This is a genomic window from Marinobacter sp. (assembly GCF_041687235.1).
GTDB lineage: Bacteria > Pseudomonadota > Gammaproteobacteria > Pseudomonadales > Oleiphilaceae > Marinobacter.
The window spans coordinates 212734-235609 of the sequence record NZ_JAWLCH010000005.1; the positions used below are offsets into that span (position 1 = coordinate 212734).

Below are 22876 nucleotides of genomic sequence, written 5' to 3' on the forward strand. Positions count from 1 at the left end.
AAAAAAGGGGAACCGATCGGCCCCTTTTAGAATGCGAACGTTTGCCGGGCCTGGTTAATCGCTTTGACGATACACAATGCGGCCCAGGAACTGCTTGAGAGCACTGGGAACAGTGTTCGGCAGGTTCTCTAGGGCTTCCGGAGTGCCCTCAAGATCACGGATGAGACAGAAAAGAATGAAGAGGTCAGCTCCGCGCTCTTTACTTATCCCATCACCTTCATCTTCATCCATCTCTGCGGAAAATTGAGACAGGAAATCCTGCCGGAAAGCCGGCTCAAAGAGGCAGTCCCTGAATTTCGGGAACTTCTCTTCCGTAACCACCTCGACCAGTCGGACAGCCTTCATGAGTTTGTCCTGGCTTAAATCGAAATAGTTGCTCTGGAATCCGGTAAACTTCTTGACGCCGTAGCCGAGATAAATCTCAAGTTCGCGGCGCAAAGTGTAAAACCGTTCAAGCGCCTCCTCTGGATCGTAGATGATCTCAGGCAACAGGTGCACCCTGCAGTACCGGCGAGCAAGCTCCATATTAGCCGAAAGGACATGATAGAGATTGCCGTCATCATCAAGCGTGCCAGCCATGATTAGCTTGCCCGCGCCAACCGGCTGCACTTCCTCAGATTCGTCAACAGTTGTCTCGATCGCGTTCATTGGTAGAACGTAGCCCTGTTGCCAACTCAGAGAGTTGTCATCGATCAGGTCACTCAGCTCATCAGGCTTCAGCTTCGACATCAGCTGAATTACCACTCCTTCTTCAATTGGCGGCAACTCAACGCTGCCACTTGAAGGGATGAGCGGACTTTCGATTACCCGGCAGCCTTTGAAGATAACCTGCTTAATGGTGTCTTTGTGCACCAGTACAGACTCCAGGCCGTTAACCCCATCAACGCTCAATGGGATATAGAGGTAGTTCGCATCCATTGGGTTGTCTCCCGCTAATAATCCATGCAGTGTCCAATAAATTTCAAAATTATAGAGCACCGACAGTAAATTAGCCGAAATACATGCATTGAGGAACCTTTAAATGCCTATTAGGCTGCTTCAGACGACTCCTTCCCGGCCGAATTTTCGAACTGGGTAGAGATCATGTGGATCGCATTCATGGCTTCTGCAGCTGAACTGGCGTTCAAAACCGCCTCAACTAAGCCCAGTTTTTCTTTGGGAATCATGGCCAGTTCCAGGCTCATTGCTTCGGCAATACGTTCCAAAGAAGACAGCTTGCACTCACCACCAGCTTCAATCCGCTGATATTGCTGCTGGGTCATATTGGCCTGCTGGCCGACCTGAGACTGATAGAGTCCGAGTTTGTTCCGGCGGTTTGAGATCTGCTTTGAAATTTTATCCATGGTCATTCTCCAATAATGTTGTGCGTTCAGTTGATGTAACGGTCGTTGATGATCTCGAGGACATCCTCATCATCAGGAAGTCGCTCATTAATATATTCACGCCAACAACCCCTCTTGTTCGGATCATAGGTGCCAGGAATGCTGGCAATCTGATCTTTTGAGGTTCTGGCAAAGATGAATTCGTCAGCCCGGGCCCGGTAGTAATCGTCTCGCAAACGGTCCTCAACCAGCACCGCAATACCATGCTCCAGCATTGCCTGGAACACTTCTCGATCAGTTTCCAGTTCACGAGGAAGGTACCGTTGGATCCTGGAGTTGTTAAGGGCGTGGGCGTTATGGTGATTCAGTCCGATCTTAGCGATCGCATGCTGATGCATCTCACCGTTGTCAGTCCATGCAACTCCCTGAACAACGTATCCAGCATTCAGGTGAGCTTTACAGAGGCGTGTTCCGCCATTCTCTGTGAAAACTTCAACCTTTACTGAAGCCATATCCCCAGACTTGTCGGATTTGAGATCTGTAACTTCAACGAAAAAGCCGCTCATAATGCGCTTGTAGCTCATGCCAGACCTCCCCAAAAGAGTCTTGCTAAGTCCTGGGCTGGCGGTAAAAAGAACAGACTTACGGTGCCTGTTTTACAGTTCATTGGAATCTCCTTTTGTCCTAACCTAAGGAGCATTATACAGAAACAAGAACACCTTGCAAGGTGTATTATATGCAAGATGAAAATTGCATTGGAAGGTGGTATTGAAGATTTGTTGCTAAATCAGGGGTTTCCGCAAGAACCGAAAGCGTTGAGTGAGATGCGATCGCCAACTGTTATGCCGTTAGCGCGGTAAAATCCTTGGGGAAACTCTGCAGCCGCTTTAAAGGGAATTCCGGCCTTGTATCGGGGGCAGGAGTCAGAGTCGAGAGAACATGCCTGCATTTGTTGAATGCTCTGAATCTGGCCTTCTGAGTCAAGATAGCTGATATCAAGATTCATCGGCGTTTGATACATCCAGAATTGTGACTCTGATGGCTGTATGGTGTCGTAGACGAATAGCATCCCGTGATTCTTTGGGAGCCCTGGAACACCTTGCAACCCTCTTTGCCTAAGTTCAGGTGTGTCTGCAATATAGAAGATGACGGAGATCTCGTCTCTGGCTGTGATAATGCAGCCAGAGACCCTAGCAAAGATAGATCGCACCAAAGAATCGCCGGACTGCTCGGCCGATGTTTTATTCTCAGTTGATATCGGAGGAGCAGGAATTGGCCTGTTAGAGGGGAGGCTTTCAAGCTTGATACCAGCGAAGATGCCCAGACCGGCGCCGATAAAGCTTACCAATGCGATAATCCCCAAAACTGAAATCCAGTGATCAAAAATGCTGCTCTGGCTCTTGTTATCCAGATCGCTTTGCGCAGGCTGTCCCATTAATTAAGTCACCCGGTACCTATCAACCATGGAGCTTGCCTGTTCGACCATGCGAACCAACTCCTCAGAAATTGATGCTGTGGTTTTCGAGCCCTCAAGCACCTCATCATTGCTGGCAGCAACGGCCTGGATGCTCTTGTTGATTTCTCCTGCGGCAACCGACTGCTCCTCAGAAGCAGAAGCCGTCTGCTCATTCATCATCTGGAGCTTCTGGACTGAATCGTTAATACGCTGGATAGAAATCTGAGCCTTTTCTAGCAAGGACGTAGCTTCTTCTGAAACATCTTTGCTGGACGTAATGCTGTTTTGACTCCTTTCAGCAATTTCTGTGAGATTCGTAATCGTATCCTTAATCTGCTTTGTAAATTCCTGAGTCCTATGGGAAAGCGTACGGACTTCATCCGCCACAACAGCGAAGCCGCGGCCGTGCTCACCAGCACGGGCAGCCTCTATTGCAGCGTTGAGGGCCAGAAGGTTTGTCTGATCGGAAAGCTCGTTTATTGAAGTGATGAATTGGTTAATGTCTTCAATCTGCTGAGCCAGGCTCCTCACTTTCTCAACAGAATCCTCAAGCATCTCGTAGGCCTTGATGGTTTTACCAACCGCCTGTTCAGTCAACCCTTGTCCTTCTTCCGATGCTTCGGCCGCTTCAGTAGCAGATTGGGCAGCCAGCTGGGCATTCTGTGCAACCTCCTGAATGGTTGCAGACATCTCCTCTGTTGCCGATGCGGCCTGTTGGGACTCGGAATTCTGTGATTCAGTAAGAGTTTTCGTGTGTGTGCTTAAGCCCGCCAATTTATCTGACTGATTGGAAATCTCTTCGGTGACCCCTTTGAAGCCATTGATCAGATTAACAAACCCATCGAGCATTTTATTGAACGCCAGACTGGTTCGGTCATCATCCTCCAGTCGGCGAGAGATTGAATTGTTCTCATCAAACTCTGTTATCAGGTCAATCATCCGGTTGTTTCGGCGACGCTCCGATGCCATCTCAGAAGCAAAATAGACCAATACACCAGCTTCAAAAACTACAAAGGCAGCATGAAGAAATGCGATGCCCCAGCTGCAGTCATAGTCAAAAATGGTTATAGGCTGACCAAGGGCATTTGCCCCGGCGAGCTGTAATCCAGTGAATGCAAGGTGGTGAATTGCAATGGTGGCAGCTGCCGCCAAAATCACCAGTGAGTCGCGATAAAGAATCGTCAGGGCCAGAGCGCTGAAAATATGGAAGTGCATTTCAATCCGACCAAGTTGCGCTTGGATCATGATTGCCGAGAAAAGCATTAGACAGGTTGCAAGGACAAGCCCGCAGGCCCTAGTGCCCTTAAGAGATGCGTACGCGATCCCTGCAATAATCCCAACCAGCACCGAAGCCGTTAGAGCAAATACAGTAGTCCCGTACCCCATAGGAACGAGAAAGCCGACAATGGGGATGTGTAGAAGCAAAACAACCAGCAACTGTTTGTCAGCAGCTTCCATTTGCTTCGCAGTATTAGCAAGTTTAAACATGGGGCTAACCTCAGCCGTTTGTGTCGAGAAGTTTGGTTAAATCCTCTACTACCAGGGCAATCTCAAGTGCTGGTGTTCCATAAATAATCAACCGCTCGCTATTTCCGTTAACGGCGTAAAGCCAGCCATCATGGGAGAACCTTTCAGATGATGGGAAATGACTCCCCCTGTCTGCGGCTCTGCCGCCATAGTTCCTCAATATCTTCTGTGCTTGCTTGACGGTATCTGGAACAAAAACCTGAAAGCCGGCATTCCAAGTTCGAAATGCTTTTTGAAGCTCATCCTGTTTTTGCGCATCTGCATCTAGCGCGACGTATACGAATCCAACCTGATCTGGATTAAGATGCTCTCGGATAGATAACAAGTTGGCTAACTGTGTAGGGCAGGTATCAGTGCAGTCGCCAAATCCAAAGAAAACCAGATTTATTCCAGAAGCAGGAGTTTTCACACCCGGGATGCTCATTACAGTCTTTGGGTTGTAGTGACCATAGAACTGCTTGGATTGAAACAAGAATTGGAGGTAAGGCAACCCGGTAACCATGGCAATCAGGAGCAGAATGATCATTAAGACTGAGGATTTTTGCTTAATGGTCATGGTCGACCTTCCAGCTAGGGAGCCCAAGAAGTAAAGGCCCGCTCATTGAGCGGGCCTGAATGGATCTGGGGGTGTGCGTGAGAGGGTTGTTAGTCCAGTCCCCCCAGAAAACCTAGGAGCTGTTTAAGTTAACCGAAATGATATTATAACTTTTGAGGATATGCAAGAAAAGGTAGCAAAAGCCGGGGTTAATTTCCGGCTTCGGGATCGTGTTTTCGTTGCTATGCGGCTATACAACCATGACAGGTGTCTTTTCCAAAATAAGGTCGCATATCGTAGATGATATAGCTTCTCCTGACAGGGGGATGGCCACTTGCTTTGAGAGCCGAACACTGTGGTGTGCATCTGGTCTGCTCTGAACTGGTTTGCCCCAGAGCTGTGCCTTACAACCGATTCCATCTCTTCTGTTCGATCCGAAAAACTCAGTAACCCACAAGCTAACGCTACGGTCATGCCCTCTATTGTAAAAAACAGCATGAACCTCCTGGCCAATATTGTTAACACCAGGGAAGCATTCAACCTCATAGTGACGAATCACTCTTCGGGCCATCAATTCCTCGCCGATCTCAATAAGCTCATCTTTGATTTGCTCCCAGTATCCAAAGCATTCACGCCCAGTAAGCTCAATCACGGCTATCTCCAGAGACCCCTGAAGGTCAATTTTTAGTAACGCGGGGATATTCTAAGAACGGACAAAAACGAACAAGGCCTTATTACAAGAATGCGCAATACATCACAGAAGTATACAAAATTCACAGCAGGGAGGGGGGGAAGGAAAGAGAAGTTCCGGGCCGATCAGAAAGGAGTCAAGCTTGCAGGTTAGGACAAACAGGAGGCACCAAACTGAGAACTACCGAGGCATCGATAGGGATTACTCCCGACCCGGAACAGTCAAAGTATACAAGAGATTGCATGGCAGAAAATAGGTGATAGGCGAAAAACTTTGCAAAACCAAAAATACCTCCCTATGATAGCTACGATAGAGAGGTATTTATAAAAATCCTTTTAAATCAATAAGCTAGAAGGGAATGTCATCCTCATAATCATCAACGGGCTCAGGCATGCTGCCCTGGGCCGGCTGATTGCTGTAGCCACCAGATTGACCCTGTTGATTGCCCTGATGACCGCCAGAGGGGCCATTGTTTGATGACTGTGGACGCCCAGCCGGAGCACCTTGATTAGCGCCGCCGTCCGAGCCACGGCTATCCAGCATCTGCATCTGTCCGTTGATATCGACAACGATTTCGGTGGTGTAGACGTCTTGGCCTTCTTTGTTCTGCCATTTGCGGGTCTGAAGCTTGCCCTCGATATAAACCTTCGAGCCTTTGCGCAGGTACTGGCCGGCAACCTCAGCGATCTTCCCGAACATCACGACTTTGTGCCATTCGGTTTTAGGGACCAGCTGGCCGGTTTGGCGATCTTTGTAGCTCTCATCGGTTGCAATATTTAAATTCGCAACGGCATTACCATTTGGTGTATAACGGGTGTCAGGATCTGCGCCTAAGTTCCCGATTAATATGACTTTATTGATTCCACGGCCCATAATTTAACCTCTTTCCTAATCCTGAAAAATAATCTGTGAATTCCTAACCAGAACCCATATAATACACCTTGCACGGTGTATATTGCAAGAGGTTTTTAGCTTTCCAATTCCATTGTGCTTTTACACTCGGGGAAACCGCTGCACCCCCAGAACTTGGACAGCCCTTTACCTTTGCCTTTTGCTTTCTTTGCCGTACGCAGGCGCATGGTTTTACCGCAATCCGGGCATTCCGGAGCATTATCTGGCTGCTTCTCCCGCTGCTTGGGCTTCCCTTTGGCATCGGGGAACGTGGCCCCGCATTTATCGCGTTCCTGGCATCCCCAGAAATGGCCGTTCTTCCCACGTATCCGCTTGAGCGCTGAGCCACACTCAAAGCACTTGTAATTCGACTCCTCAGCCTTCTCAGCAAAGTCCGTTGCCGCAGATCCAAGATCGTTTGAGGCAATCTTTTCCTTACCCACAGCCACCAGTTTGGTCATCCAGTTCACGATCTTCTGCTCAAACTCTTCCAGAGAGAGCTCTCCGGCTGCAATCTTGTCCAGCTGTTTTTCCCAACCGGCGGTCATGCCAGGTGAGGCCAGGGCAGGAGGGACAAGCTTCAGCATTCCGTAGGCTTTATCTGTAGCGATAATCTGCTTCTTCTTGCGCTCGAGATAGCCGTACCGGAAAGCGTTATCGAGAATGCCGGCGCGAGTCGCTTGGGTGCCAATTCCGTCTTTCTCATCAAGGATCTTCTTGAGCTCCGGCTCATCTACAAACCGGGAAACATTATTCATTGCTCCCAACAAGGTGCTGTCCGTGAACGGTTTCGGCGGCTGAGTTTTCTTGCTCTGAAGAGAGGCGTCCGCAACCGTACCCTGGTCTCCAGCCTCAAGATGCGGCAACTGTTGTTTATCGGCATCGTCCTCGTCTTCATCCTTGTCATCTTTCGGATCGCAGGCTTCGGGATCATTGCCATATACTGCAGTCCAGCCTGGTGACACTGGGATACTGCCGGAAGCCAAAAACTTGTGTCCGGCCGACTCCAGGTTGATCTTGGTGACCTTAGCAACCTGTGGTTCACAGAATTGCGCAATAAACCTTAACCGAACCGCATCAAACACGTTCCGTTCTGCTTCTGGTAATGACTTGAAGTCCGCACTCTTGGTGGTGGGGATAATCGCGTGGTGAGCGCCAACCTTGGATGTGTTGTAGGTCAGAGGTTTCTTGCTTGAGTCCGCCAGCGCAACCTTATCCGCCAGCGACTGATCACCTTCAACAAGGGCATCAAAGATAGACTGCACTTGCGGGAACTGGGAATCCGGCAGGTACTTGCAGTCCGATCGTGGATAAGTGATCAACGTGTGAGTCTCGTACAGCTCCTGAGCGGCTTTCAGAGTCTTAGAAGCCGAGTAGCCCCAGCGGTTGGAGCAATACTGCTGCAGAGATGTCATATCGAACGGGAGAGGGGCCTTCTTCGATGTCTCCCGTGTCTTAACATCCGCAACGGTGATAGGAGCGGACTTTAGCTGGACCGCCAACTTCTGCGCGAAAGCCTGGTCAATACAGCGCCCGTTATCATCGGTGAGTGAGCGAGGTGGAATCCAGCTGGCTTTAAGGCGCCCTGTGGCGAAGTCCCCAACAACATCGATGGTGAAGTAATCGTGAGGGACAAAGCTCTTCCGTCGTTCATCGTGGTAAGCAACCAGTGCAACGATCGCAGTCAGAACGCGCCCAACAGGCAATGATTCACGGCTGCCGGCAGCCTGGGCCGTGAGACTCGTCAGCCGGCTGAAATTCATGCCGATCAGCCAATCCGCATGCGTCCGGCCAATCTGGGCCATGTAGAGGTTGTAGGTCTCTTCTCCGGGGCGAATGTTGTTGAGAGCATCTCGGATGCTAACTGGATCCAGTGAGGCAATAGGCACTCGATACGTAGTACCCCAGTATCCTGCCCGATCCATAAGTTCCCGGGCAATTGCCTCACCTTCACGATCGATATCCGTTGCGATATAAACCTTTGTGGCTTTCTTCAGCAGCTTCTCAACAACCTCGTACTGCTTTCTAACGCTATGCTTTACCTTCATCTGCCACTGAGTGGGGAGAATGGGCAGGTGCTCAACATTCCAGCGCTTCCATTTTTCGTCGTATTCGCCTGGCTCAAACACTTCCAGAAGATGGCCAATGGCCCACGTCACATAGATCTGGCCGCCATCAGTGGCATAGCCTTCCTTGCGGTCAGTCGCCTTCAGAATGCTGGCCACCGCCCGGCCGACCTTGGGTTTTTCACAAAGATACAAGTCCATGCATGAGACTCTTGTTAAGCTGATCAGACAACTTTGAAAATGTACCAGATTGTTTTATTAAATTCATCGATAGTTATGTTTATTGATCGCAGATACAAGATGATGAATATGGGATTCGTTTCCTAGAGCACAAAAAAAGCGCTCAAAAGAGCGCTTTTTGAACCATTATCACCGGCTTACCGAATGGCGGCATAATCCTCCGGATTCACCTGAAGCGCTGCCTCAATATCCAGCACGCCCTGGCCATGCTTGGCAATGTCATACCCGGTGAAACTGCTATCTGCAGTGTCCAGGAGGATCTGGAGAACTGCAGCGTTGTCCAGAGTCGGGAATTGACTCTTAACCAGTGCCGCGGCGCCAGTCACCATAGGGGCGGCCTGAGAAGTGCCAGAAACCCTGAGGTAGTCCGTATTGTTGTCGAAAAACGGCCCATTGATCTGGGTTCCCGGGGCGGAAATCCAGCGAGACTGAATTTCTGGATCACTGCCCGGAATATTCGAACTGGATTCTACGCCGCCACTCAGGGTGAATTGAGAAATCTCGAAGGTCACGGGATCCACGGCACCGACCCACAGGGTGTTATCAGCAAGACTCGGGTCCTTAACCAGGAGATCTACGGTGGTTGCATCGAAAATAAAGGTGCAAACAGAGCTGGCATCACGCTGCTCTTGCGTCAGCTCGCCGCAGTCAACAGGGTTTGTCAGAAACACGTCGGTCATGTCCAAGCCAAAGTTGCCGGCGGCCACGATCCAACCGATGTCGTTCTGATCAAGTGGCGCGAACGTTTCACGCTCATCACGAAAGCTGCTGTTTTCGTAGTAATCAACGCCAGTCAAAGAAGCGTTGGCGAAATCCACACCCCAGCCACTGAGATCTTCAATAAGGCCTTTTGCTGTCACGGAGTTCGGTGAGAACTGCTCATAAACGTCCAGCATCAGGAGGTCAACACCAGGTGCAACACCAACGTTTTCACCCCAGATCTGGCTGGTGACATGGGTGCCGTGGCCTTGAACGTCTTCTTGAGGGCCCGTTTCAATGGCGTCATTAAAGTCGTTCCCAGACAGGTTCATATCTTCAATTTCCTGCTGAGTGTAAACGCTGTTTGGGTCAGAAAAAGAGGCACTGTTCTGGTTCAGGGTCTTGCCAGCAAATTCCTGGTGATCGACATTCACACCAGAGTCAATGACGGCAACGGTTACGCCCGCACCGGTAATAGAAAGGTTTGCCGCATAATCAGCATTGATCGCGCCGAGATGGTCAGCTTCAACAGCACCGTCACCAGGTGTTACCGGGCCATCGATGGTATCTCCTCCATCGGTGCTCCCGCCGCCACCGCAGGCCGCAAGGGTAAATGAAAAAGTAACTGCGAAAATTGAACGTTTCATGATCTCTCCTGTGATTGCCTAACCTTTTTTAAATGATAAAATAACTATATGCTCGGGTCAAGTTACTGCATTTGGTGCAATTCGCCCACAAACCCATTCCACCCATAGTCGAACCCCCGTAGGGTAAGTGGCCCATCATCAAGCGCTCTCATGCGATCGTTGAAAGCCTGATTAAAGAACCGCTCAGGGTGTTTGCTCTCAACACCGATAGCCGGCATATCCCGGTACCGCACAGCATCCAACAAGCTGGCAATCAGCGACATTTCGTTGGACTCGCCTATGTACTTGTAAGCAAGCCCAGAAAGGGCAGGGTAATTCTCTGGCTTCTTACTGTAGCTGCTGCCATGCGAATTGATGGGGCTGTTGTACAAAGCCTCATCAAGCTGAGCAACTCTCTCACCCCCATGAAACACCCGCTGGCCGACCAGGAACCATTCAGGGATCAGGTCATCCAATTGCCCATAAGCCCGGGTCCGAGCCGCCTGATAGGCACCTACTAACGCAGAGCGTATCGCCTGATCCGAAGCGCCGGCCTTGATGTTGATCCCCATATCATGGCTTTCAGAGTCAGAGAGAGGTGTCTGCTCGCGGTAAACACAAACCAGAATTCTGCCTGGCAACATCTCGAATTTGTCTGTCATGGCATCGAATGCAGACATCTGGTTAAACCTTCGGACAGCCTCAACCCGCTCTTTTCGAGGCAGTTTCAGGAAATGCTTGTAAACATGATGGGACGGAGCCCTCCAGTCATTGACTGGCTTGAAGCCGGGCAGAACGTAATTCAGGACCTCAACTTGCTTGGTCGTTTGAGCCACAAACATCGGCTTGGTATCGGTCGGAACCGAGGATGCGTTTTTCTCTGCCAGCTCAGAGGAAATCCTTGCAGTACCAACCTGCCTGTCTAATGAAACGAGCGAGTCGGCAAACAGAGCTGCGCCATTGGGCTGATTAATTACTGGCAAACTGTCTAACCAACGATACGGCGCCCAGTCCAGAGATGTGGACAGCTTGTTTATTTCCCCATCAAGCCGTTTCGCCAACGTTTCGGACTGATTGGGAGTCATGCCAGCTGCGTTGAACAGAAATAGCTTATCGGTTGCAACTATGTTGCTGTTCGACCATTTCAGGCATTCGCGACTGTTGTAGCCCGTAAGAAGAGATTCCGGGTAGCTGAACGGGACGTCCCCCGTCCTGTATGTCGTGATTGAGCCGTTCCCAGATTCGGACATATCACCAGGAGTGGAGCTACATCCTGTCATGATGGCGGCGGCTAGCAATGATGCTGCAAGTTGTTTTCTCACAATGGGCATGCTCACTTGGTTTGTTTCCATAATAATTTTATTATACGGATAATCGCATCATTTGAAACTGTAGTGAAGTTGAACTAGCACTTCACTTTTGCGTATAAAGCGCACCAAATATTTTTAGAGGGCGGTACATGCTTTCATGGTCAAAAAACCAGCTATGGGTGAAATCGCTTTCTTCCTGGGAAGGCATCAGCTTTCTCGATTATGAAGCCGCCTACAAAGCCATGGTCCAGAAGCGGAAGTGTAAGGACTGGATAAAGGTCGTCGATCTGTCGGAGTTCATCAGCGCAAAGGCAGACATGGCCAGTCTTACATCTGCCAAGACCCGAAAGCGGATTGCTGATCTGAACTGGTGGTCAGCTACTCATGGTATGTCACTTCAAGTTGTCATTGTCGGAGCTCATGTAAAACCTGCAGTCATGCAAGACCTGGCTGAAATCTACATGTCTCGAAATGTTCACACAGAGTTCGTAAGCTCAATTGCAGGAGCCGATCGAGTTATCCAAGACCACAGAATCGCAGTTTGAGATCACCTCGAAGGCACTTAAGTAGTGCTCGTAAGTGTCCGTGTCTCATTAGAAAATCTGAGTTATCACCAGAATCTGTGGAAAAGCCTGTGAACAATTAGCTTAACCGCTTATAAAGTCCGGAGTTTCTCTCACCGGCAAACAGATTGTTCAATATTTAACCGTCAAATCCTGGTGTTAGGGTCCGCCTCTACATTTAGGGATGATGTCAGCATCTTCCTGCCACGGTGAACTTCCCCCGCTTCTCACTAATCGGACTAGCTCTCTATCGTTAAAGCAATCAACAACGGTAGTTACCTGATATGCAGCAAAATTAACAGCAAATGTACTCCATTCCTGAGCCGCATGAGAGTCGCTATTTGCTGAGTTCTCAGCTTGTAATTCGAGGTCTGTTAAGGTGCTCTCAATCACTGATCTGTGCTTGGAGACAGTTTGCCGGCATAGCCCAGCTTCTCGGGCTACGGAGGTAAAACTAATGCTTTCGCCCAAGGAGTTCAGCGTGTTAACAGCTGCGCGGATCCTCTTTCTTGTTGCTTCTATTTTCAGTGCATGAGTTCGAGTGGCAGACAAGCGCTGCTTCTCTTCTCGAGGTAACGAAGGGTCGAGGTTCATAACCCCAAGGTTGGGTCGGGAGCTGGCGTAGTAGTTGTCCCAAACCCATCGACTCACACTCTTCACCGTCGCTTTCAGGGAAGAGTGGGGCAGGTTTCCTTTCGAAAAGCCCATAGAGCTGAAACGGTTTAATCCTTGAGCCCGTGAGAGCAGATGGTTGTAGAACTTAGGGAAAGCTCTCGATCCCTGACACCTGAATGACCAGACAGAGGAGAACGCGATCTTCTGAAGACTCAGGAATAGAGACACATGACGGGAATGAAGTTGAGTGCCGTCGTCGTCAGACACCTCACGCATATTTGAGCGCCATGGCGGAGGCTGTTTTGCCTGGTACTCATCGAAGTATGGGTAGTCAGCCAGCTCACCAAGAGAATAAACATCCCCGTGAAGTTCCAACGTTTCCCACTGGGGGTGGCCTGGCGTTTTCGCTACTGGTCCACCGGCGTAATCAATGTCCGCGTTGATCCGGTAGCGCATGGCCCTATAAACCGATTGCATGAAACGAAGAGGTTTCGGGCGGGCGGTCGGGCCAGTTAGTACAGGCTCAATTGCATAAAACCAATGACTTGAGCCAGTCCGAGGGTCTCGAACAATTAGGTTTGGTACGGGGAAATCCTCGGACTCCCAGAGCCAATCTCCCGCGTGATCCATGTCGAATACCAACCAACTCCGCATGTCGTTTCGGTTGACCTGCATGTACGGGTAATCGAAGGCTAGATGCCGAGGGCGACTGAGTACGGCCGTCTTGTTGAAAGAACACCGTGGGTAGTAGGGCGCCTCGCCATAGAATCGAGAGAGAGCAGTTGGGTATTGGATCGGCGTAAAGACGCCCATCTATTGACCCTTACCTCTGGAGTCCAAAGCCCATAACTGAAGGCATAGGGAGAGCATGCAAGCCCCTTTTTGTTGCACAAAAGGATCCCGCAAGCTATGATCGGAGTTGTTGAGTATCCATGTGATCACCGATCATGGCTTGGGCATAAACTGCGAGCGCCAACTCGCAGGCCTAATTTTGAAAAAAGGTTTGAGCGCCAACTCAAGCCTTTTTTTATGTCTGATGATTACCTAATCATTCAAAAATCCTTCCCTGATTTAGAGATAGCCACGCACATCTTCTCCGGCCAACCTTCGTTGGTAACTCTGAGAATCACAGCGCCTGGGGAATGCTGTTGGAATCATAATTTAGTCGTTCTTCTCTGCGCGTGACAACAGCTAAACTTCGGTTTGCTCAATATGCGCTTCAGGTTTGCACCATATTTTTCAGTGGATGTCAGTTATAACGGGGTTTTCCGTGGTGTAAGCAGACTGGAAAAAAATTTGGATTTGATGGCCGATAAATGGCTAGGAAAGACGAAAAAATGGTGTAAGCAGACCAAATCAGGGGGAATGCTCAAGTCAATGAAAAATCAAATGTTGGTTTCAGTGCGAATCGCACATCTGGGACATGAGCCTTGAAAATGGTGTAAGCAGACCGGTTCTGTCATTGCTCTCAGGCTGAGCCCTCTATTTCCGCGGATTCTCGTGGTGTAAGCAGACCAATCCCATATCAAGACTGGTGTAAGCAGACCAATTCCCGCATTCAATATTCCGTGGAACCCGCTGTTTTCAGGGCTTCCAATGGTGTGAGCAGATCAACACGCTATCTTCGCTACCTGGCAAACCCGCTGTTTTCAATGCCAGCGATGGTGCAAGCAGACTGATCTTTTGATCGTGGGGATGGTGTAAGCAGACCGATACCCTAATTGAATATTTCGTGGAGCCCGCTAATTACGGGCTTTCCCGTGGTGTAAGCAGACCAAATGCCATCCTTACTATCTCGAGAAACCCTTTAATTCCGGTGCTTTCAGTGGTGTAAGCAGACTGATCTTGTGAGCTGGACGATGGTGTAAGCAGACCAGTATCCGTCTTTGCTGTTCAGGGAAGCCACTGTTTCCAAGGGTTTTCGTGGTGTAAGCAGACCAATTTGAGGCTCAAAAGTGGTGTGAGCAGATTGGTATAACCCGGCGGTGAGTGGTGTAAGCAGGCCAATTTGGTAATTCCGGCCCCTAGATACCCTGTTTCCGAGCGTACCCGAGGTGTGAGCAGATCAACCAAGTGCCCAGGAATGGTGTAAGCAGACCAAATCAATGACTCCTTACGCGATCGGTCCAGTCTCAAAGTGAAGTGCCCGGGCTTTCAGAGCTTTGATACGAGCAAAAGTAAATACGCAGGCATAAGTGATTGATATTTATGGCGTTCAGTCTGCTCACATATAGACAAAGAAAATCACCACCCCAGAACAAAGCCGTTGAGAGTCCGGGATCTGGTTACATCTGCTCACATATAGACTCAGCTTTTCACCATACGGTGCTCATTTCCAACCAGAATCTGCTCAGATATAGCCTCAGAAATTCACCATTCCGGTCTGCTCAGATATAGCCTTAGAAATTCACCAACTGCGTGAAAACAAAACATAAGTTTGTGCTGGTCTGCTCATATATAGACACAGAAATACACCAACCAAGGGCAATTTTTGCTTGTCTGAATTTGCAATAAATTAACCTTGCATGCCGAGACAAGACAAACATGCTCAAAAAGACTCTGGTTATCACCTCCTTGTGGATACGCGGTGTAAGCAGACTGAAAAATGGTGTAAGCAGACCAAAAAAATGGTGTGAGCAGACCAAAAAAATGGTGTGAGCAGATTAAAAAATGGTGTAAGCAGACTGTGGAAAACCGAAAATGAGTTGCCGTTTATGGCTGTATATCATTGATAGTAGTTGATCTTTTGAAATTTTCGATCGCTCCGGAATTCCCTATAACTGATAACGTGTCATAACAAAGATATAACGTATTAGGGATCTGGGCTCCTTCGATCTGGACTTCCAGGCAGGCAATTTGCACCAGGTGGAAGGTCAATTTTCAGTGGTTCAACCTTCAAAAAGTCGGGATCAAATTTCCCATTACGGAATACTTTAACTTTGAAACAAAGAAAAGTTTGACAGATTGTAAAAAACCGCTAAGCTGCTCAAAATACGTTTAACCTTTGCACCACTTGCGGCTGGAAGGCCTTTCATGAGCACTGACAAACAGGCAGAAGCCACCGGGACTCATTTTGAGGTTCCGGAATATTCCGTATCCGAAAAAGAAGATTACTTGGCTTTGCCCTTGAAGCCGCGTGAGATTCAATTTCTGGATGCTTTGTTTGCTGCGTGTGAAAGCAACAACAACGCCATTGTCACATCTCTCGAACTTGCAGAGGAGTTGAAGAAAAGGGAGATTGCCAGTTCTCGTCCTTCAATCGATCGCTACAGCAGAACCCTCAGCAACTACGGAGTGTTCGACGGTGCGTTTCGAAGATATGGGCATCAAGGCCTGAAAAGAAGGCTTTGGAGACTCCGGGATTATTCATCCGCGAAGGCTTCGATAGATCAAAAAATCGAAACCAGCGCCAAGAAAAAGCGCAATCCTATTGCGCGGAGTACCAGGATTCGTGAGAGCAATACCCAGTATCTGAAGTCTCTCGAAGGCGCCACACCCCGCAGCGAAAACTTTTTTTTCGGCATCCTAGATCGGTGCATGCCTCGATCAAGCTGGGAAGATGTGCCCGACAATTTCATGGTTACTCAACTCACGTTCCAGAGCGAGCTGGTTACTATTGAGACGTCGACCCAGACCAACGGGGATCGTTTGCTCACCTGGAGCGATAAACCGGTTATGCGGGCACTGTTGACTCAAATCGCCGGGCTCATTGAAGCGCGTCTGGCCGATGTAGGTGGTGATGTGAGTCACCTTGAGAACGCATTCCCCATTGATACTGTCGAGATAGCCAGTTTGATGGAGCTGGAACACCCGTCAAACACCAAGAACCAGCGCCGCATCTACAATGCTATCCGGGCAATGGAAAGCACCCGGTTTGATGTGAAAGTTGATGATGTCCAAAACAGTAAGTTCATGAAGTTCTTTGATCTGGATGAAAGCTCTCACTTCCTCAGTGAAGCCCACTTCCGCCTGCTATCCCATATCGACGTTTATGACGATATGACTCAGAGGGAAGTACCGCGGCATCTGGTTGTCAGCCTTGGCGCCCATCTTTGGTACCGGATCAAAAACAACCCGACGACCAAAGCTATTTTCCGGGCTCATCGTGAGATGTTGAGTCATCGTGTCAGTGGCATCATGCAGGTTGTTTACGATTACTTGCGGCCGGTGATTTTTAAAACGCCTGGCAAGAAGAAAGAACGGAAAATCAACAAGCCACTCCAGCATTTCGCCCGGACACTCGTACCCACCATGGATTACTGGGCATTCAAGGAAAAATTCATCAAGGGACTGAAAGACCACGATCCCAAGCCCTTTGAAAATTGGAAGGAAGAGTCTGGCGATCCAGTCAAGGTGAAGTTCTGTGGCTACTACATCACGTTGTTTCGCCTATTGGATCCTGACCCGGAATACAAAACCCGGGACAACCTGATTATTCAGGTTGAAAGGGACAAGTGGGATCCAATCATTGGGGATGACAACAAAAAGCCTTCCTCTGTGCCGGCCAGCTTAACCGGAAAGCGCCAGTACTCTTTCTTTTGAGTCCTAGCGCCTGGGCGCTCTTCGCTGTAATTCCCGCTTTGTTCTCTCGTTCCGAGCATTATCAAGCTCTGTTAGCGGGTAATGTTTGCAGGGGAATAGAAAGCCCAGCGAGTCTCGCAAGGCGGACTCGCATTCAGGGCATTTGGCAGGTCTGATCTTGTTTCCGGTAAGCTCTGCCTTCAAAAAAGGCTCTCCTGCGCCGGATCGGCTTCAGCGGTTGCGATGACTGGCGCCGTCCATTGTACAGGCTCAAGGCCATTGAAGTTGAGTATCTGGTTTGCGGCCTCGAAGCATCCGGACCCCAAAAACGCAGGGAAATCCTTGCCGTTCCGACTCGCTGCGAGCGGGCTGGGGTGAGATGTCCGGATAACATGATGGTTCGGATTTTGATCCTGGGCAGCTACGTCATGAGCCCATCGGCCCCATGCCAAATAGACAATCGGCTGGTCCAATTGCGCAAGATGGTCAATGGCCGCGCCCGTCAGTATCTCCCAACCCTTTTTACCGTGCGCACCTGCTTCGCCATGCCTGGTAGTCAGGCAGGTATTGAGCATCAGAACCCCGTTCTCCGCCCAATCTGAGAAGTCCCCATTGTGGTTCGTGACTTTGCTCAGTCCGGTGATTTCCTTAACGATATTTCGGGCCGATGGGGTCAGCTTGTACCCGGGCTTCACGCTGAACGAAAGACCAGTTGCCTCACCATTCATATACGGATCCTGACCTATGATCACCACTTTCACCTGGTCCGGCGGGGTAGTGTGAAACGCTCGGAACCAGTCTTCGCTGGGCGGGCACACCTCGTGATCGTTACAGTCTTCTTCAAGGAATGCTTCAAGAGCCAATACCCTGGGGTTATCGACATGGGCGAGCAGCACATCCCGCCAGTCGTTTTCTATCTGCTGAATCTGTCTAGTGATTTGCATCAGTTGTCGTTGGATGCCTCGTCAAGTGTGCGCAGGTATTGAGAGACGTTCACGAAGCCCGCTTTCACGTCTTTAGGATCTTCCTCATCGTACATCACGACCAAAATCCAGCCCCGGGGGAGCCATGCAGTCGGACTCGAACTAACATCCAGCTCTGCCCATTTCTGATCGTCTTCGAGGTCCACGTTACCCTCGAGCTCCATTATGCGGTCTTCGATCATTGGGTGAACGGCCGTAGACACCGAGCGAATTTTCCAGTTATCCCCGACATCCAGTGTGCAGCGGGCAGCATACTCATACCGGGACCAAGGATCGTCAAACAGGGGTTGGGTCGCATCAGTCATGAAAATTTCCTTTATGGTGCCTTTCGGCCTTTTCTGTAGTGTCTATGAACAGGGCAGCTCTGTCGGTTACAGAACGTAGCGCTGAATCAATCGGGCACTTTCACCGTGCCGAGCCATTTCTGAATGGTCTCCAAAGCTTCATCAGGCTCGTACTCCTCAGCCGCCTCTTCGATCAGCTCGAGCCGGCGTATTTCATTAGCGTTCGACATTGCCGAGATACCGAAGGGGGGAGGGTTGATCGGATCATAGGCCTGAAAACTGGCACCAAGCCGGTCAAGCTCCTCTCTCGCTGCTTCCTCGTCATGGATGGTGTAAACCACGGTGATATGTCGGGGCATGAAATTTTCCTCGCTGTCGGTGAAGTGGGGGCAGCCTTATGCTGCCGCCCGGTTTTCGTTATAGGTTACCAGTCGCCCGATCCTGGGCAGGTACAGGGCCAGTTTCACCGGCTCGTTGCCGAGATGGGTAACCGCCTGGCCGTAGAGTGCCATTTTTTCTTCATAGCGTTGCAACTCCCGGGCAATGAACGCATGTTCGGGCTCGCCCTCGGCCGGAGCGCTGGTCTTGGTGTCGACAATCCACCTGATGCCGTTGTCGACAAACGTCAGGTCAATCACCAGGTCTTCGGGTTTCCCGTCCACAACCAGGGTAACCGGCTTCTCGGCCTCTTTCTGGTCATGAGCTCCCAGTAGATACCGGCCATCCTCGCTGTTCAGACCTTTGAAGGCTTCCTCAACCAGAGACACGCCCTGATTCAGTTTGCCGATCGGCAGGCCATGGGTGCGCAGCTGGCGCTCCCAGAACGGTTTGAACTTCCGTGCATCCTCAGGCTTAACTTCCCGGATCTGCTTGTCATTCAGCAGCTGCAAGAACCGGTGGAATACCGTTCCGGCCGCAGCGGCTACCGCGTTGTCCCATGACAGGGTAGGGACGTTATCAGCGCCAAAGCCCTGTTCCGCACCCCGGTACTGAGCCAGCGGCCCGGCCAGCTTTGCGGTCTTCAGGAAGTCGCGGCCTTCGATGCGGGTTACGTTCATGCTGGGTGCCTGGGTAACGGATTCACGAACAGGAGATTCGGTCAGGACGGCCTGATCTTCTACCTGCTTCCAGATAATGCCCAGCAGCGAGCTCTTCCCCGGTGATGCAACGTTTCCAGACTCCAGAACCTCGAGGCCGAACGTCAGGAACAAACGCTTCTGAGGGCGTGTGGTGGCCACGTACATCAGGCGGGCCATTTCCTGGCGGGACTTGTCAGACTCCCGGGCCCGGAGGAAATCATACAGCGGCACATCTTTGGACCCTGGGGGGGCCATGGGCGCCATGGCCATGCGGTACCGGCCGGAATCATTCAGCCACTCATCCCAATACAGCAGGCTCTTTTCATCCGGGCGGGTGCCGTTGGCCAGGCCGGGCAGGAACACGGAATCAAATTGAAGGCCTTTTGCCTTGTGCATGGTCATGATCTCGACGGCATTCTCAGCGCCGGCGGCGTCTGAGGCATACAGCCGTGAAGCAGAGCGCGTCAGGTTTTCGGTATCCATGATGGTGCCGCCCACTTCAAGGCCAGAAATCAGGTCCAGAGTCTGGCGTACCGCTTCAAGCTCACCAGCATCCTTGGTCAGGGTAGGGCCGCCAAGGGCAACCCAAGCACCCTCGACGATTTGGCGCAGGGATTTTCGCTGGTACCGGGCCAGGGCCTCAGTCATAACTTTGGTGAACCGGTCCACGATAGCTTTGGTTGCCGGGATCATCGGCTGGCGCACATTGCTCATCGCCGACCAGACGTGATTCGCCATACCAACAAAGGTATTAATCTCGCAAATGGTCAGGCCCACCAGCGGAGATCGGAGTAGGGCAACCCATGCAAGTTTGTCCATCGGATTCATAATCGCCCGGGTCAGGCAGAGCAGGTCGGATACCACCCCCAGAGAGGACAGCGGATCAATGTCCGAGGCCTTCCACGCAATCTTGTGCCGTTTCAGCGCCGGCAGAATTTCGCGCAGGTGAGACCGGTTACGAACGAGAATAGCCGCGGTCTCTTCCGGATGATTGGTTTGGAGGTCCCTCAGCTTGGTCGCAATGAAGTCAGCTTCCGAGATAGCGTTGTTGATCGGATCTCCATAGAAGCCCCGAACCACAATGTCATCGCCGCCGGTATTACCAGCAGGGACGGTAGAAGGGCTGAAGGTAACCTCGCTGCGAGCGATATTCTCTTCAGCCGGGAATACCGGGCCATACACCGCGTTGTTCCACTCAATGATGGCCTGGGTGCTTCGGAAGTTCTCCGTGAGGTACGCGGCCGTCAGGCGGATATCACCAAGCCCATTGCGGCGAGCCGCGAGGAAGTTGGAGACATTCGCATCCCGGAACTTGTAGATGGACTGCTTGGGATCGCCCACAAGAAACAGGGTGCGGCCATCGTTCTGTTCCCAACCCGCGGTCAGACGCTTAAGCATCTGGGTCTGCGGCTTGGAGGTATCCTGATACTCATCCACCAGGATATGGCGAATCTGGTAGTCCAGAGTGAGGGAGGCCTCACCCGGCATGGTTTCATCGCCCAGAGCCTGAAGGGCTGCCTGAAAGACGTGGCCGTGGTCAGCTGCCCCATGCTCGGTGAAGATCACCTGAAGGTCTGCCGCCAGTACAGGCAGGATGTCAACGAGGGTATCCATCAGCGCGAGAGCATCAGAGCCTTCCTCGAGCGCTTCGGGCAGCACGCCACAGCGGAAGAGCATGGCTGCGGCATCAGGGTTAACGTCTTCGATCTCGCTGACAACCTGAGAGAACAGATCCTTCATGGCCTTGGCGTGCTCTTTGGCCTCACCCTTGAGCTTGCTGGGCGCCGGGAAGCCTTCCTTATCAGTCAGACGCTTCCGAAAAGTGCCACCAGAAGTCAGCATGAAATCCACCAGGCCACGCCAGAAGACCAGATCCACCTCGTCAGTATCCGGGAACTGCTTGTAGCTTGACAGAGCCGCGATGTTTCCAGACTTGACGTCGTTCTCTGTGGCATAGGTCCACAGCTGCGCCAGAGCCGGGCCAACGCCGGCTGTCTCGATAACAGTGGAGATCTCAGCAATGGTGCCAAGGCCGAGCTCACTGCAGGACTCGTTGATTAGGTCATAGAACTCGCCCCGGTCCCGGGCACTGAGAACATAAGCCAACCACTGGTCACGGCGAGCCAGAAGGTTGGTAAGGAACGAACGGGCGCGAACCTGGCGGTTATCCATCAGGTCGAGGAATTGGAACACGGCCTGAGAAAGGGTGTCGTCCCCTTCGGTGTCCAGAGACTGGAACAGGCGATCGACAGCCTTCTCATACAGAGGGGAGGGGTCTTCTTCAACAACGACCGGCCCGCCCAGCTGAGAGGTAATCGGGGACATCCGGACAATCATGTGTGCCAGAGAATCAAAGGTAACGATCCGAAGACGGCTCGGGTTGTCCAGAAGGTTCCAGCCCATCTCCCGGTCACGCCCAAGCGCAGCGCGTGCGCTATCGTAAAGCACTTCCTCATAGGCGTTCGTGGGGGTGGCTCCCAGAGCAACGGTACGCAAAGCGCCAATGACCCGGCTTCGCATTTCAGCGGTAGCCTTACGGGTGAAGGTGATGGAAAGTACTTCCTCCGGATTCTCAGAGATGGCCAGCAGCCGGAGTTTGCGTACTACCAGGTTGGCTGTCTTGCCAGAGCCGGCGCCCGCCTCAACAATGACGGACTTGCGGGGGTCTACGGCCAGATCACGGCCCTGTTGGTCTTGTGCGATAGTCATAACTGCCTCGATTCGTTTGTCCTAACCTGAGAACAAATATACACCATGCAAGGTGTACTTTGCAAGAAGAAATTGATACTCTTCAATTGAAGATGTAAACAAACCGAGGAGGTCGGCCAGGCCGAAACTACATGCTGTTTAATATTGTTTTTCTGGTTCTCACAATGCCAATTGGCGCAATGGTTCATCCGTGGGGCGTTGTCGTGCCACCCGTACTTTTAGCCTGCTGGGGCTTCTGGCAAATGTATACAGGATCCAGAGACCTGAAGCGGTACCGCAACGGAGAGATTCTGATTGATCCGAAAACCGGTAATCCTTACCCGAACCCTAACCACCCCAAGAACCATCGTAGCGCGCCTAAAAACTCAAGTGCCGCCTTCGTTGGTGCTGCTGCCGGTACAGCTGCTGCAGCTACGGCGTGCTCTGATGAAAACTCCGGTCCCACCTCAACGACCGAAAGCTTTGTAGATGACTCGCTTTCAGAGCCCTCAATTAATCCTGCTACAGGCCTGGCCATGGTTGGCGGCATTGATACTGACGGCAACCTATACGGATGCAGCAGTGTATCTGAAGACATGCACTCTATTGATAGTGGCATCGGAGACGATCTGGGAGCCGGAATCGATGACGGCATTGGGTCCAGCTTCGATGACGATTTTGGATGCGGTATCGATGACTCTTTTGGAGGAATAGACGACTTTTAACAGGTCCTAATGACAACAGGAGGCAGCATGCGCCGGGTAGTAGATCATAGAGCCC

General features: G+C 51.0%; 19 protein-coding genes. 3 read left to right on the forward strand and 16 right to left on the reverse strand.

What is annotated here, in order from left to right; genetic code table 11:
- Positions 1-54: 54 nt before the first annotated feature.
- The 11 genes from ACESMK_RS09825 to ACESMK_RS09875 all read right to left on the reverse strand — a co-directional run bounded on the left by ACESMK_RS09825 (position 55) and on the right by ACESMK_RS09875 (position 11390).
- Complete coding sequence (locus tag ACESMK_RS09825; protein WP_372997722.1) at positions 55-918, reverse strand: hypothetical protein; 864 nt, start codon at positions 916-918, stop codon at positions 55-57.
- A 110-nt stretch (positions 919-1028) separates the two neighbouring features.
- The gene (locus ACESMK_RS09830; RefSeq protein WP_372997724.1) at positions 1029-1349 is read right to left on the reverse strand and encodes a helix-turn-helix domain-containing protein; all 321 of its coding nucleotides are present in this window, start codon (positions 1347-1349) and stop codon (positions 1029-1031) included.
- A gap of 20 nt (positions 1350-1369) precedes the next feature.
- A complete protein-coding gene (locus ACESMK_RS09835) occupies positions 1370-1906 on the reverse strand; it encodes a hypothetical protein (RefSeq protein ID WP_372997726.1) in 537 nt (178 codons plus the stop codon).
- A gap of 203 nt (positions 1907-2109) precedes the next feature.
- Complete coding sequence (locus tag ACESMK_RS09840) at positions 2110-2757, reverse strand: DUF192 domain-containing protein (RefSeq protein ID WP_372997728.1); 648 nt, start codon at positions 2755-2757, stop codon at positions 2110-2112.
- A gap of 3 nt (positions 2758-2760) precedes the next feature.
- Positions 2761-4266, reverse strand: coding sequence for a methyl-accepting chemotaxis protein (locus tag ACESMK_RS09845; protein ID WP_372997730.1), 1506 nt, complete (start codon positions 4264-4266; stop codon positions 2761-2763).
- A gap of 10 nt (positions 4267-4276) precedes the next feature.
- Positions 4277-4861 (reverse strand): SCO family protein, encoded by a 585-nt coding sequence (locus tag ACESMK_RS09850; RefSeq protein ID WP_372997732.1) that lies wholly within the window; start codon positions 4859-4861, stop codon positions 4277-4279.
- A 229-nt stretch (positions 4862-5090) separates the two neighbouring features.
- Positions 5091-5492: a hypothetical protein gene (locus ACESMK_RS09855; protein ID WP_372997734.1), complete on the reverse strand. Its 402-nt coding sequence runs from the start codon at positions 5490-5492 to the stop codon at positions 5091-5093.
- A gap of 387 nt (positions 5493-5879) precedes the next feature.
- The gene (gene ssb, locus ACESMK_RS09860) at positions 5880-6404 is read right to left on the reverse strand and encodes a single-stranded DNA-binding protein (RefSeq protein WP_372997736.1); all 525 of its coding nucleotides are present in this window, start codon (positions 6402-6404) and stop codon (positions 5880-5882) included.
- A 95-nt stretch (positions 6405-6499) separates the two neighbouring features.
- Positions 6500-8689 carry a DNA topoisomerase 3 gene (locus ACESMK_RS09865; protein ID WP_372997738.1) on the reverse strand — a complete coding sequence of 730 codons (2190 nt, stop codon included), beginning with the start codon at positions 8687-8689 and terminating at the stop codon, positions 6500-6502.
- A 176-nt stretch (positions 8690-8865) separates the two neighbouring features.
- The gene (locus ACESMK_RS09870) at positions 8866-10074 is read right to left on the reverse strand and encodes a S8 family serine peptidase (protein WP_372997740.1); all 1209 of its coding nucleotides are present in this window, start codon (positions 10072-10074) and stop codon (positions 8866-8868) included.
- 62 nt (positions 10075-10136) lie between these two features.
- Positions 10137-11390, reverse strand: a complete 1254-nt coding sequence (locus ACESMK_RS09875) for a hypothetical protein (RefSeq protein ID WP_372997742.1) — start codon at positions 11388-11390, stop codon at positions 10137-10139.
- Between the two features lie 122 nt (positions 11391-11512).
- On the opposite strand from ACESMK_RS09875, the gene ACESMK_RS09880 reads away from it, so the two are divergent.
- Complete coding sequence (locus ACESMK_RS09880; protein WP_372997744.1) at positions 11513-11908, forward strand: hypothetical protein; 396 nt, start codon at positions 11513-11515, stop codon at positions 11906-11908.
- 177 nt (positions 11909-12085) lie between these two features.
- On the opposite strand, the gene ACESMK_RS09885 is transcribed toward ACESMK_RS09880, so the two are convergent.
- Positions 12086-13354: a replication initiation protein gene (locus ACESMK_RS09885; protein WP_372997746.1), complete on the reverse strand. Its 1269-nt coding sequence runs from the start codon at positions 13352-13354 to the stop codon at positions 12086-12088.
- Positions 13355-15574: 2220 nt separating this feature from the next.
- On the opposite strand from ACESMK_RS09885, the gene ACESMK_RS09890 reads away from it, so the two are divergent.
- On the forward strand, positions 15575-17083 hold the full coding sequence (locus tag ACESMK_RS09890) for a hypothetical protein (RefSeq protein ID WP_372997748.1): 1509 nt from the start codon (positions 15575-15577) through the stop codon (positions 17081-17083).
- Between the two features lie 179 nt (positions 17084-17262).
- On the opposite strand, the gene ACESMK_RS09895 is transcribed toward ACESMK_RS09890, so the two are convergent.
- The 4 genes from ACESMK_RS09895 to ACESMK_RS09910 all read right to left on the reverse strand — a co-directional run bounded on the left by ACESMK_RS09895 (position 17263) and on the right by ACESMK_RS09910 (position 22117).
- Positions 17263-18006, reverse strand: coding sequence for a uracil-DNA glycosylase (locus ACESMK_RS09895; RefSeq protein WP_372997750.1), 744 nt, complete (start codon positions 18004-18006; stop codon positions 17263-17265).
- Complete coding sequence (locus ACESMK_RS09900; protein WP_372997752.1) at positions 18006-18350, reverse strand: hypothetical protein; 345 nt, start codon at positions 18348-18350, stop codon at positions 18006-18008. Before ACESMK_RS09900 ends, ACESMK_RS09895 begins: the two co-directional genes overlap by 1 nt.
- Before the next feature lie 86 nt (positions 18351-18436).
- Positions 18437-18688, reverse strand: a complete 252-nt coding sequence (locus ACESMK_RS09905; protein ID WP_372997754.1) for a hypothetical protein — start codon at positions 18686-18688, stop codon at positions 18437-18439.
- Between the two features lie 36 nt (positions 18689-18724).
- A complete protein-coding gene (locus tag ACESMK_RS09910; RefSeq protein WP_372997756.1) occupies positions 18725-22117 on the reverse strand; it encodes a UvrD-helicase domain-containing protein in 3393 nt (1130 codons plus the stop codon).
- A 131-nt stretch (positions 22118-22248) separates the two neighbouring features.
- Here ACESMK_RS09910 and ACESMK_RS09915 point away from each other — a divergent pair, with 131 nt between their 5' ends.
- On the forward strand, positions 22249-22821 hold the full coding sequence (locus ACESMK_RS09915; RefSeq protein ID WP_372997758.1) for a hypothetical protein: 573 nt from the start codon (positions 22249-22251) through the stop codon (positions 22819-22821).
- Positions 22822-22876 lie beyond the last annotated feature (55 nt).